The sequence below is a fragment of the Caldicellulosiruptor sp. DIB 104C genome, from assembly GCF_028198085.1.
Taxonomy (GTDB): Bacteria; Bacillota; Thermoanaerobacteria; order Caldicellulosiruptorales; family Caldicellulosiruptoraceae; genus Caldicellulosiruptor; species Caldicellulosiruptor saccharolyticus.
In genome coordinates this window covers 2,023,362-2,035,308 of record NZ_CP116337.1, presented here as the reverse complement: position 1 = coordinate 2,035,308, position 11,947 = coordinate 2,023,362, and the positions used below count along the sequence as shown (strand labels likewise).

Genomic DNA, 11,947 nt, shown 5'->3' with positions numbered 1-11,947 from the left:
GTACATAAGCTTAGAGAGATGAAACATAAAACTATGTAAATTCCACAAACCACCTATTCTCATCACAAAAAAGATACAGTACTTTTGAGCGGACAAGGATTTTATATCTTATGCCTTGTCCGCCTGCTTTTAAAGAGGCAGCATTTCTTTTTTCTATAATTTTGTCAATCTCATATGTTTTCCCATCAACCCAGACAAACGAAATTGGAGTTATTTCTCCTTCCTTTGAAAAATGAGCATAAACTTCTACAAATATTTTTCTCATTTTAAAAACCCTCACCCTCTCATGTTTGTTTTGAAAAACAAAATTTTATTTGAAAAATGCAACAGGATGAATTTTGTTGTGCAGAGGAATCTCGCAAGGCAAGTCAGATTTAGTCAAAAGTATAGCTGGCAAAACTGCGCTCTGCCCAAACCTTCTTCGAATTTGGTCAATAGCTTTTTCAAGCTGTTCTAATTTGAGCTTTTTCAAACTGTCAAACTCAAGCTGATAAAATGAGTTTGCACAAACAAGATCTAAAGCTCTTACGCCAAGCGACCTTATGCTATTTTTAAAGTTCCAGTGTTTTTTAAATATTTCAAAAGCTTTTTGAGAGATTTCTCTTGCCAGAAAAGTGGGTGTTTGGAGTTTTTCTTGCCTTGTTATTGAAAAAAGGAAGCTATCTCTTATCCAAACTTGGACTGTATAACATTTTAAATACTGCTGACGAAGCCTCTGCGCAACAGATTCAGAAAGCATTCTAATAACATATTCTGCATCTTCATAGCAAGTCAAATCTCTTGGCAGTGTTATGCTATTGCCAATTCCCTTGATGTTGTCTTCAAAAAGTGGGGGAGTAACAGGTGTTGTGTCAAGCCCGTTTGCAAATATCCAGAGTACCTCACCCCATTTGCCAAGGATTCTTTTAAGATATTCAGGTGAGCTTTTGGCTATATCACCTATTGTATAAATTGCCCTTGAACTGAGCTTCTTTTCTGTTGCGCTACCGACATACAAGAGGTCTTTTGCAGGCAGCGGCCAGACAATTTGTTTAAAGTTTTCTTTTGTGATAACTGTTACAGCATCGGGTTTTTTGTAGTCGCTTCCAAGCTTTGCAAATACTTTGTTAAATGATACTCCAACAGATACCGTCAGACCAAGCTCAGTTTTTATTCTTTCTTTGATTTCATAAGCAATCTTTCTGCCACTTCCTAAAATTTTTGTAGACTCTGTCACATCAAGCCAGCACTCGTCAATTCCAAAAGGCTCTATCAAATCTGTATACTCAGAGTAAATTTGTTGCACAAGTTTTGAAAATCGGATATAAAGAGGAAAATTAGGCTTTAAAATTACAAGGTTTGGACATTTTCTCAGTGCCTGCCATATAACATCGCCTGTTTGAATACCATATGATTTTGCAATCTGATTTTTTGCAAGAACTATTCCATGTCGAAGCTCACTTTCACCACAAACAGCAACAGGTTTGTTTTTCAGCTCAGGATGATAAAGACATTCAACAGACGCATAGAAGTTATTAAGGTCACAGTGCAAAATCACCCTGCCCACTTTTTCTCACCTATAGAACATAAGTTTGTATATACATTATAACACCGAAAATATGTTTGATAAATAGAAATATTAGGCAAATTCAAAAAAAGCTATTCAGGTTTGTTCCATACTCGAAATATATAGCCATTTGATACTGAAATAAGATTTGCAAGGAGAAAAAGGTTTAATAAAGGAATGACGGCAAGGAACTGTTTTGTTACCGCTAAACATTGTGCAATGTGAAAAAATGATTTATAATAAATTGATGACTAACTATGAAAGACTTCTCATGCTTTTGATTTTTTAGATACAGGAAGGGATGATGTATATGAGTTGCCCTGAATGTGAAAACAGATTGGTCTCTAATTTTAAAAACCAGAAAGTAGATCTTTCTTTGCTTGACCCTGTTTTGGATGAGTACAAAGGAGAAAAGAGTAACATTATAGCGATTTTACAAAAAACACAAGAGATTTACGGATTTCTGCCATTAGATGCACTAAGTTATATCTCAGAAAAAACAGGTGTAAAAAAGGCTAAGATATATGGAATTGCAACCTTTTATGCTCAATTTAGGTTAAAGCCAGTTGGGAAATATGTGATCTTACAATGCCAAGGGACTGCATGCCATGTGAATGGGTCTGAAGAGATTAAGAATGCCTTGTGTGATGAATTGAATATAAAGCCAGGTGATACAACAGAAGACGGGATGTTCACCTTAGAAGAGGTTGCATGTCTTGGTTGCTGTAGTCTTGCACCTGTTATGATGATAAATGGTGAAACATATGGAAAACTTACACCTGATAAGGTAAGGGAAATTATACGTAGGATATATGAAAGAGAGAAAAATGTATAGAAGAGGTGGCAGAGATGAAAATTCGAGTGGGACTTGGCAGCTGTGGTATGGCGGCAGGCGGGAACAAGGTCATGGAATGTATACAACAGGAGTTACGCTCCAGAAACCTTGATATTCCAGTGGAACCAACAGGTTGTATTGGTCTTTGCTTTTTTGAGCCACTTGTTGATGTCATAGATGGTGATGATGTATACACCTATGGCAATGTTACGCCTGAGATGATACCCAAGATAATTGAAAGCCATGTCATAGGCAAAAAACCGCTTGATGAATTTATTGTATCTACCTCTTTCGAACCGTACCCGATGTTGAAGTCGCAGGTAAGAATTGCACTAAAAAATTGTGGCCGAATAAATCCTGAAGATATCGATGATTATATAAAGAATGGTGGTTATGAAGCGCTTAAAAAAGTGCTAACGTCAATGACGCCTGAAGAGGTTATTGAAGAGATAAAGATTTCAGGGTTACGCGGTAGAGGCGGTGCAGGATTTCCGACATGGTTTAAGTGGGATGCGGCAAGAAAAGCAAGTGGAGATATAAAATATGTGGTTTGTAATGCTGATGAGGGTGACCCTGGTGCTTTTATGGACAGGAGTATTCTTGAAGGTGATCCTCATGCAGTTTTAGAGGGAATGACTATTGCTGCATATGCTATTGGTGCAAAGGAAGGGTACATTTATGTTCGTGCTGAATATCCACTTGCAATAAAGCGTCTGGAGATAGCAATAGAGCAGGCAAGAAATAGAAACCTGCTTGGGAATAATATTCTAAATACCAATTTTAGCTTTGATATAAAGCTAAAAAAAGGTGCAGGGGCATTTGTATGTGGTGAAGAAACTGCACTTATTGCGTCTATAGAAGGCGAAAGAGGTATGCCAAGACTAAAACCGCCATTTCCGGCTCAATCAGGGCTATGGGGTAGGCCTACAAATATAAACAATGTTGAGACATATGCAAATGTACCATGGATAATCACAAATGGAGGCAAGGCTTTTGCAAGCTTAGGAACAGAAAAAAGTAAGGGAACAAAAGTGTTTGCACTTGCTGGTAAGATAAAAAGAGGTGGATTGGTTGAAGTTCCTATGGGCATGTCACTACGCGAGGTTATATACAACATAGGTGGCGGTATAAAAGACGACAAAGCATTTAAAGCAGTGCAGATGGGCGGACCTTCTGGTGGATGCATTCCGGCCGACCTTATAGATACTCCAGTTGACTACGAAAGCATAACAAAAACTGGTGCTATAATGGGTTCTGGTGGAATGATAGTAATGGACGAAACTACCTGTATGGTTGATATAGCAAGATTCTTCTTAGAATTTACTTGTAAAGAATCCTGCGGTAAATGTACTTATTGTCGTGTCGGTACAAGACGTATGCTGGAGATTTTAGATAGGATATGCAATGGCGAGGGTAGGGACGACGACTTAGAATTGCTTGAAGAGCTGGCAGTTAGTGTTAAAGACGGTTCACTGTGTGGACTTGGACAGACTGCTCCAAACCCAGTCCTTACAACTCTTAGATATTTTAAAGATGAGTATATAGCACATATAAGAGATAAAAAGTGTCCTGCAAAGCAATGTAAAGCGCTGATAACCTACTCTATATTGCCTGAAAAATGTACAGGTTGTGGACTTTGTGCAAGAAAATGTCCAACTAAAGCAATAACAGGTGAGCGATTAAAACCACATGTTATTGATCAGAGCAAATGCACAAAGTGTGGAACGTGTATGAATGTTTGCAGATTTGGTGCTGTCAATGTTGAATAAAGAGGGAGAGGATGTTTATGCGACTTGTAAGGGTGAACATTGACAACAAAGAGATATTTGCCGAGGAAGGGAAAACAATCTTAGAAGTAGCACATGAGAATAATATAGAAATTCCCCATCTTTGCTATGATAAAAGGTTAAAACCTTACGGTGCATGTGGGCTCTGCGTTGTAGAAATAGAAGGCTCACCTAAATTGGCAAGAGCATGTTCAACATATGTTACTGATAAAATGGTTATAAAAACAGATTCACCACGTGTCAGAAATGCACGCAAGATGGCTTTAGAGCTTTTGTTATCCGAGCACAGAGGAGATTGTAGACCTCCCTGTGTCCTGGCTTGCCCTGCTCACACCGATTGCCAAGGGTATGTGGGACTTATTGCAAATGGTCAGTTTAGAGAAGCGGTTGCGCTCATAAAAGAACAGTTGCCGTTTCCTGCAAGTATAGGTAGAGTGTGCCCACACCCTTGTGAGGAAGCATGCAGAAGAAATATGGTGGACCAACCTATTGCTATTGCCGAGCTCAAAAGATTTGTAGGGGACATTGACCTTTTGGACGATGGCTATATACCGCCGATAAAACCAAAGACAGGTAAAAAGGTTGCTATTGTTGGTGGTGGGCCGGCTGGGCTTACATGTGCGTTTTTCTTGGCAAAAGAAGGTCATGACATAGTTGTTTATGAGGCTATGCCAAAAGCTGGTGGTATGTTAAGATACGGTATACCTGAATACAGACTTCCAAAGAGGATATTGGATAAAGAAATTGAGCTAATTGAAAAAATGGGCGTTCAAATTAAGACTAATATGCGGCTTGGTGCTGATATTTCTTTAGAGTATCTTCGCAAAAACTATGATGCAGTTTTCTTAGCAGTTGGTGCTTGGAAAAGCTCAACACTGGGATGTCCGGGAGACAGTGCAGAAGGTGTTATAGGTGGGATTGAGTTTTTGCGAAAGGTTTCTATGAACCAGCCAGTAAATCTTGGACAGCGTGTTCTTGTAGTTGGCGGTGGTAACACTGCTATGGATGCTGCAAGAACAGCAATAAGACTTGGTGCAAAAGAGGTTACAGTGCTTTATCGTAGAACGCGTGAAGAGATGCCTGCCGAGGATATAGAAGTAAATGAAGCGGAAGAGGAAGGAGTAAAGTTCCAGTTCCTTGTTGCACCTATTGAGGTAATAACTGATGGAGGCAGGGTCAGGGCGCTTAAGTGTCAGAGAATGCGACTTGGTGATATGGATGAATCAGGAAGAAGAAGACCTGTGCCAATAGAGGGTGCTGAGGTTATTTTTGAAGCTGATACAATTATATCTGCAATTGGTCAGAAAGTAAGAGTGGAAGATGTAGAAGGGTTGGAGCTTACAAGACATGGTACAATAAAGGTTGATGAAGGCACATATCAAACAAGTCTTGAGGGTGTATTTGCAGGTGGTGATGCTGTAACAGGTCCAAAGATTGCAATAGAAGCTATAGCACAAGGGAAAAACGCAGCAAGGGTTATCGATAGCTATCTTAGGGGCAAGTTAGAGCCAATTAAAGAACCATATTATGTAAAGCAAGAAGACCTTACGCCAGAAGACTTTAAAGATAGAGAGAGAAAACCAAGGGTACCATTAAAGGTAGCAAATGCCGAAGAAAGAAAGAATAACTTCAGAGAGATAACATCAACAATGACAGAAGAAGAGGCAATTGCAGAAGCATCAAGGTGTCTTGAGTGTGGATGCATGGATTACTTTGAGTGCCAGCTTTATAAATATGTTAACCAGTACGATGTAGATCCTCAGCGGCTTTCAGGTTACAAGCACAAAAGATATGAGCCTCAGAAGCATCCGTTTATTGAAAGAAATCCCGACAAATGTATTTTGTGCGGTCTTTGCATAAGAGTTTGTGAAGAGGTAGTTGGAGTTTGCGCGCTTGGATTTGTGAACCGCGGCTTTGAAACAATAGTCAAGCCAGAGTTTGGTTTACCGTTAGAAGAGACAAGCTGTATATCCTGTGGACAGTGTGCTGACATATGCCCAACAGGCGCATGCATTGGCAAACAACCTGTTGCAAAGCAAGTACCAGTTAATACTGTTGCTACAAAAACTGTATGTACTTTCTGTGGCATGGGCTGTGAAATGCTGGTAGAGACAAAGGGGAATTTGATATTTGATGCATCACCAGTTCAATCAAATGAGGGCATGCTTTGTGCTTTTGGCAGGTTTGGTATAAAGTATGTAAACGACAAAGACAGAATTTTAGCACCTTTGATTAAAGTAAATGGAGAACTATCTAAAACCACTTTTGACCAAGCACTGATTGAGACTGCTAAAAAACTTCAAGCAATTAGAGCATCATATGGTAAGGATAGTATAGCAATAATTGCATCACAGAGGTTGACAAATGAAGAGGCTTTACTTCTTACAAAACTGGCACAAAAACTTGACACTACTGTGATAGGTTCTTTCAATTTGAGGGAGTCTGTACTCGATAGAATATTTGGTTTGAACGCTTCAACTAATAGTTTTGATGAAATTTACTCTACTGACCTTATTGTAGCTGTTGGCAAGGTAGCAGAAAACCATGCAGTAATGGGTGCTAAACTGAAAAAAGCAGTTGAATTGGGTGCAAAACTAGTTACAATAAACAATGGAGAGACAAGAGCAGATGAGTGGGCAATTGCAAAATACAAGATAAATAATACAGTCTTCTTCAAGGCCACAATAAAAGCTTTATTCGAAATGAAAGCTGTCGATGAAGATTATGTATCTAAAATAGCAGTTAATTTAGATGAACTAAAAGATGATGTAAAGAATGTTGAGGTTACAGATGAAGCAAGTGAGTTTGCAAAAATCATAGCTGGTGCGAAAACTGCTATGGTGATTGTAGACGAAGATACTGTATCAGACACAACCATTGGGCTACTTGCTGATATATTAACATTGACACAAAAAATTGGAAGACCACGCTGTGGTATAATTAAAGTAACTGGCCTTGGCAATACTCAAGGTGCTTGGGATATGGGTATTAGAATGAGCAAAGAAGGAATAGTAAAGCTGATTAATGAAGGAAAGGTCAAGGCTGCGTTCATAGTAAGTGAGGATCCACAAGCTGCAGATAAGAACCTGGGAGAAGTTTTAGACAAACTGGAATGTTTGATTGTTGCTGATGTATTTTTGACAGAAACGGGCAAGAGAGCCGATGTTGTTCTTCCACTTGTGAGCCATGTTGAGAGCACAGGAACTGTGACAAGAGCTGACGGAAAGATACAAAATCTGAACTTGGTACTAAAGCCAAAGAGTGGGCTTTCTAATTTGGAGTTGTTGTTGAAATTGGCTGAACTATTTGGTTTGCAATATAACTTAGAGAAACTAAACCGCGAAATGGTTGAATTGCTCCAAAATGAGAACAAGTATAATCAGCAAATACTTTACACAGAAGGGTTTGCAACTCCAGATAAGACCGTACACTTATTTGTATCAAAGGATGCACCTGCTTTTGTAGAAAAAGCAGTATTTGACACAGTGAAAAATCGATTTGAAAAATACTTACAAGATAAGCATTTGAAATACTAAAAATAGGCTCTCTTAACAAGAGAGCCTATTTTGATTTTTAATATTTTTGATTGACAAAAAACAAACAATGTTTATATAATAATAATTGGAATGTTAATTTTTTAACAGGAGGTAATTTGTATGTGGGAAACTAAAATAAATCCTTTCAAGGTATTTGAACTTAGGTGTAAAAACACAACATATTTCGGAATTGGTGCTATTAATAAAATAGGCGACATTTTGGAGGATTTGAAGAAGAGGGGAATAAATAAAGTTATACTTATAACTGGCAAAAGCTCGTACAAAATAAGTGGAGCCTGGGATATTGTAAAGCCTGCACTGGAAGAAAAGAAAGTTGACTTTTGTATTTATGACAAAGTTGGGCCAAATCCAACTGTTGATATGATCGAAGAAGCGGTTGAAATGGCTAAAAGTTTTGGTGCACAAGCAGTTATTGGTATCGGTGGAGGAAGTCCAATTGATACTGCAAAAAGCGTTGCTGTACTTCTTGAATACAAAGACAGGAATGCAAGAGAACTTTACGAGCAAAAGTTTGCTCCTGAAAAAGCTGTTCCAATAATAGCTATAAACTTGACACATGGTACAGGTACAGAAGTTGATAGATTTGCTGTTGCAACTATACCTGAGAAAAATTACAAGCCTGCAATTGCATATGATTGTATCTATCCATTATACTCAATAGATGATCCTCAGCTTATGACAAAACTTGATAAAACACAAACTGTTGCAGTTACAGTAGACGCGCTCAATCACGTTACAGAAGCCTCAACAACATTGGTAGCATCCCCATACAGTATTTTAACCGCACAGGAGACTGTAAGGCTTATAGCAAAATATCTACCTGTTGCAATAAATGAGCCACAAAACCTTATTGCAAGGTATTACCTTTTGTATGCATCAGCATTAGCAGGTATCTCGTTTGATAACGGACTTTTACATCTTACACATGCTCTTGAACACCCGCTAAGTGCTGTAAAGCCTGAACTTCCACATGGCTTGGGACTTGGAGCACTTCTTCCTGCTATAGTCAAGACAATTTATCCATATCAGGCTGAAGTTTTGGCATCTGTTTATGAGCCAATTGTTCCTAACTTAAAAGGAGTGCCTTCAGAGGCAGAATTTGCAGCTAAGAAAGTGGAAGAGTGGTTGTTTGAAATGGGGTGCGATAAGAAACTTTCTGACTTTGGATTTAGCCAGAGCGACGTTGATAATCTTGTGGACTTGGCACTTGAGACACCGTCTTTAGGGTTACTCCTTTCAATGTCTCCAGTTAAAGCAACCAAAGAAGTAATTAAAAAGATTTACGAAGAATCATTGTACCCAATGAAGTGAGACTTTGATTGTGGCAGATAAAAGTAAATATCTGTGACTTCTCTATAATGAGCAATAGTTGGGGTGGCATTTTTTAGTACCACCCCAACATTGTTAATAAACACTTTAGTATTTCTTGTCTTTCTATTAACTTGTCAGAAGAGCATCCTTTCAGGCTTATTCACCTAAGCTTTTTTGTCCTCACAGAGGCTAAACTTACATTTTACTCAGCACATCATAAAAGAGAAGGATGCTAAAATGTTGATGTGCAATTTAGGAAATTTTAAATTTAGCAAGTGTATGGTATAATTAGAGATAAGTACTATGAATAGTGTAGATATTTATATAACAGCTAAACTTTCACTACTTCTAATTGATGTACATACTGTAAAAGAAAATAAAACAATTAAATCAAAAAGTATATTGAAAGCTTTAGCCTGAAAGGTGGTCAATAATGATGAAATTTGGTATGAGAAAACCAAGCATAAGAAAAAGCATAGCTGCAAGGACAAGTATCAAAAGGTTTATCAGGCATAGTTTAGGCTTGAAAGCACCGAGGGGCTATGGATGGATAACAAATCCTAAAAAATACATGTACAACAAAATCTATAACAGAACAACTTTTAGCATATTTTCACTTTTTAAGAAGTTATTCAAATGAGGATCTATATGAAGTGAAAGTTTTAATAGGGAAAAGGCAATATATAATCTTTGCCTATGGTGAGACACTTTTATTTTTGCAAGAGTGTACTTCTAAGTTATGGACACTTCGCAATTGTTATTGATATGGCACAAAATTTGAGGGCATGTGAGAAGATTTTCCTATTTGCTCAAAGCTACATGCCCGCTCAAGATATACACATCCTAAAAAACCCGGCAGATGAAAATGACAATCCATGGTATTCAGTAAATTTTGAGGACATTTTAGTAACGGCAGAGTGGCAGTTCAAAAAGGGGTACGTTTATAGGTTTTAGTGAGTAAAAACTTATGTGTAACCTGTTTAGTGTGTATTAGTTTCAAATGACTAACAAAAGATTTGTAAAAATTTTGTTGACAAATATAACTTATAAGTTATATAATTAAGGTGTCAAGGATGGAATTTAACAAAGTGGAAAATATAATTTATCCAGAGGGGTTTATTTCAAACTATATTTATTGTCATTCAGGGCTTAATAGTGACTTAGAAGAGATTATAGATAAAAGTGGTGAAAAAGCCCAGTTTGGTCGGAAATTTAGAAAAGCACTTAAGTTTTTAGAAGCTCTCAAGAAAAGTTGTACTAATCAATCTCAGATTTTTGAGAAATTAAAGAGGGAAGAAAAGCCCAGCCAAACAGAAAAATCCAAAAAGTTATTCTTATGCAATTGAAAAAGCGAAAGAACGTCTTGAGGAGCTCAAATCTACATATCCTGATTTAAAACTGGTTACTACTTAGTTTTTGCTATTAAATCGCAAGGGTTAGTAGAGTAAATAAGTGGATATAATATTATAGAAGAAATTTTGTTTTTAGAGGTGAACGTAAATGAATGAACTAATTAAGTTGGAATCTCCATATAAAATAGTGGAGAAATATGTAAGTGAAGAAGATAAAAAATATTTTGAATTAGATGATATTCTAGTGAATATCGCATTAAGCTTGATAAATTACAGAATAAAAAATAATCTAACCCAAAAAGAATTAGCTCAAAAGCTTGGTATGACGCAGGCAATGGTTTCAAAGCTTGAAAGTGGAGAGTATAATCCTACTGTAAAAATGCTTTATGAGATATCAAAAGCTCTTGGTTTAGAATTTAAAGTCGAGTTGAGAGAAAAGACAGAACCTATGGAACAGTGGATTGAATGTAGTGAGTCTTTTATTGACGTGGGAAGTAGCAACAGAGTAGGTGATGCGGCTTGATAGATATAGATATGATAAAGGCTGATTTTCAAATTATTTCTAGTAGAGTTGTAAAATTTGAGCTTGAAACAAGGGATTGGAACGAAGAGAAGGAAAATATTAGTGTAAGCAATAACTATGATTATGAAATTATAAAACTTGAAGAAAATGAACAGTTGTATTATGGGGTTCTCCACTTCAAATCGTATTTTACTGCTAAGGTTAAAAATAAACTTTTGTTTAAAGTTAATATTATATATGAAGGTGCATTTATAGGCAAAAAAGAAAAATTAGGTATGCAAGATTTCAAGAATATGTTAGAATTAAATGGAATAGTGACGTTAGCTCACTTGACACGGGCATATGTGATTTCTTGTACAGCCCTGGCAGGCTTTAATCCTCCTGTAAGATTACCCTTGATAAACATACATAAGTTAAAGGAAATGAAGGAGCAGACCATGACGCAAAAACAATGAGTTGGCAATGTTTGGGAAAACTTGTACTTTATTTGACTACAACTATTGATAGATAAAAAATTATTAAAACAGAACTGGATTCATGGAAATGAGTATGATGAATATTGGACACAGGTAATTTATAAAAGAAAAACTCTATAATCCATTCAGGCAAAATTATGTGCATATTCCTAAGAACTTCAATTGAAGAAACTTTAGCAAAAACACCCTTTTAAAAAATTGTTATTAACTTACTTGCGACTGTTTTGAAAGAGAAGGTGGAAGCAAAAAGGATGATAAATATGCTTTTTGATATGGGGCAGATTAACAGAGGGAAGGAAATTGTAAATACTGGCATAGTCACCCTAATTCTTCTCTTATTTGGAGATTTTATTATTAACTTAACATCTCTCGGTATTAACGAAGAATTAATAAAAAAGATTGTGTTTAATGGAATAGTTTTTATTAATATACTTTTATTTACTGACTTTCTGATAAGAAGAATGGACTATCAATATTGGATAATTGAAAATTGGTGAGAAAATAGGATGTTGCTATCGTTCAGAGGCTTTTGTTGAGTGACTTAGTAGATTTGTTTTAAA

11 protein-coding genes and 2 pseudogenes are annotated in these 11,947 nt (G+C 36.8%); 11 read left to right on the top strand and 2 right to left on the bottom strand.

The window, feature by feature from the left end:
- Nucleotides 1–31 precede the first annotated feature (31 nt).
- Both PGC14_RS10075 and dinB read right to left on the bottom strand, forming a co-directional pair.
- A complete protein-coding gene (locus PGC14_RS10075; RefSeq protein ID WP_011916187.1) occupies nt 32–265 on the bottom strand; it encodes a hypothetical protein in 234 nt (77 codons plus the stop codon).
- Between the two features lie 45 nt (nt 266–310).
- Nucleotides 311–1,546, bottom strand: coding sequence for a DNA polymerase IV (dinB, locus tag PGC14_RS10070; protein WP_271628827.1), 1,236 nt, complete (start codon nt 1,544–1,546; stop codon nt 311–313).
- A gap of 310 nt (nt 1,547–1,856) precedes the next feature.
- On the opposite strand from dinB, the gene nuoE reads away from it, so the two are divergent.
- The 11 genes and pseudogenes from nuoE to PGC14_RS10020 all read left to right on the top strand — a co-directional run bounded on the left by nuoE (nt 1,857) and on the right by PGC14_RS10020 (nt 11,884).
- Nucleotides 1,857–2,381: an NADH-quinone oxidoreductase subunit NuoE gene (nuoE, locus tag PGC14_RS10065; protein WP_271628826.1), complete on the top strand. Its 525-nt coding sequence runs from the start codon at nt 1,857–1,859 to the stop codon at nt 2,379–2,381.
- A gap of 14 nt (nt 2,382–2,395) precedes the next feature.
- Entirely contained in the window at nt 2,396–4,150 is a 1,755-nt protein-coding gene (nuoF, locus tag PGC14_RS10060; RefSeq protein WP_271628825.1) for an NADH-quinone oxidoreductase subunit NuoF, read from the top strand.
- A 17-nt stretch (nt 4,151–4,167) separates the two neighbouring features.
- Nucleotides 4,168–7,704 carry an NAD(P)-binding protein gene (locus PGC14_RS10055; RefSeq protein ID WP_271628824.1) on the top strand — a complete coding sequence of 1,179 codons (3,537 nt, stop codon included), beginning with the start codon at nt 4,168–4,170 and terminating at the stop codon, nt 7,702–7,704.
- A gap of 120 nt (nt 7,705–7,824) precedes the next feature.
- The gene (locus tag PGC14_RS10050) at nt 7,825–9,036 is read left to right on the top strand and encodes an iron-containing alcohol dehydrogenase (protein WP_271628823.1); all 1,212 of its coding nucleotides are present in this window, start codon (nt 7,825–7,827) and stop codon (nt 9,034–9,036) included.
- A 436-nt stretch (nt 9,037–9,472) separates the two neighbouring features.
- A complete protein-coding gene (locus tag PGC14_RS10045; protein ID WP_011916194.1) occupies nt 9,473–9,676 on the top strand; it encodes a hypothetical protein in 204 nt (67 codons plus the stop codon).
- 101 nt (nt 9,677–9,777) lie between these two features.
- Nucleotides 9,778–9,990: pseudogene (locus PGC14_RS10040) on the top strand (DUF4846 domain-containing protein); the annotation flags it as partial.
- Between the two features lie 134 nt (nt 9,991–10,124).
- The gene (locus PGC14_RS10035; RefSeq protein WP_228369989.1) at nt 10,125–10,382 is read left to right on the top strand and encodes a hypothetical protein; all 258 of its coding nucleotides are present in this window, start codon (nt 10,125–10,127) and stop codon (nt 10,380–10,382) included.
- A 154-nt stretch (nt 10,383–10,536) separates the two neighbouring features.
- A complete protein-coding gene (locus tag PGC14_RS10030) occupies nt 10,537–10,911 on the top strand; it encodes a helix-turn-helix domain-containing protein (protein ID WP_011916196.1) in 375 nt (124 codons plus the stop codon).
- Nucleotides 10,908–11,366 (top strand): protein-export chaperone SecB, encoded by a 459-nt coding sequence (locus PGC14_RS10025; RefSeq protein ID WP_011916197.1) that lies wholly within the window; start codon nt 10,908–10,910, stop codon nt 11,364–11,366. Before PGC14_RS10030 ends, PGC14_RS10025 begins: the two co-directional genes overlap by 4 nt.
- Before the next feature lie 69 nt (nt 11,367–11,435).
- Nucleotides 11,436–11,535, top strand: a pseudogene (locus PGC14_RS13500) (NERD domain-containing protein); the annotation flags it as partial.
- 103 nt (nt 11,536–11,638) lie between these two features.
- Complete coding sequence (locus tag PGC14_RS10020; protein WP_011916198.1) at nt 11,639–11,884, top strand: hypothetical protein; 246 nt, start codon at nt 11,639–11,641, stop codon at nt 11,882–11,884.
- Nucleotides 11,885–11,947: the final 63 nt, after the last annotated feature.

Coding starts and splice junctions, on each gene's coding strand:
- PGC14_RS10075 (WP_011916187.1), bottom strand. CDS start 265: ATGAGAAAAATATTTGTAGAAGTTTATGCTCATTTTTCAAAGGAAGGA.
- nuoE (WP_271628826.1), top strand. CDS start 1,857: ATGAGTTGCCCTGAATGTGAAAACAGATTGGTCTCTAATTTTAAAAAC.
- nuoF (WP_271628825.1), top strand. CDS start 2,396: ATGAAAATTCGAGTGGGACTTGGCAGCTGTGGTATGGCGGCAGGCGGG.
- PGC14_RS10055 (WP_271628824.1), top strand. CDS start 4,168: ATGCGACTTGTAAGGGTGAACATTGACAACAAAGAGATATTTGCCGAG.
- PGC14_RS10050 (WP_271628823.1), top strand. CDS start 7,825: ATGTGGGAAACTAAAATAAATCCTTTCAAGGTATTTGAACTTAGGTGT.
- PGC14_RS10045 (WP_011916194.1), top strand. CDS start 9,473: ATGAAATTTGGTATGAGAAAACCAAGCATAAGAAAAAGCATAGCTGCA.
- PGC14_RS10030 (WP_011916196.1), top strand. CDS start 10,537: ATGAATGAACTAATTAAGTTGGAATCTCCATATAAAATAGTGGAGAAA.
- PGC14_RS10020 (WP_011916198.1), top strand. CDS start 11,639: ATGATAAATATGCTTTTTGATATGGGGCAGATTAACAGAGGGAAGGAA.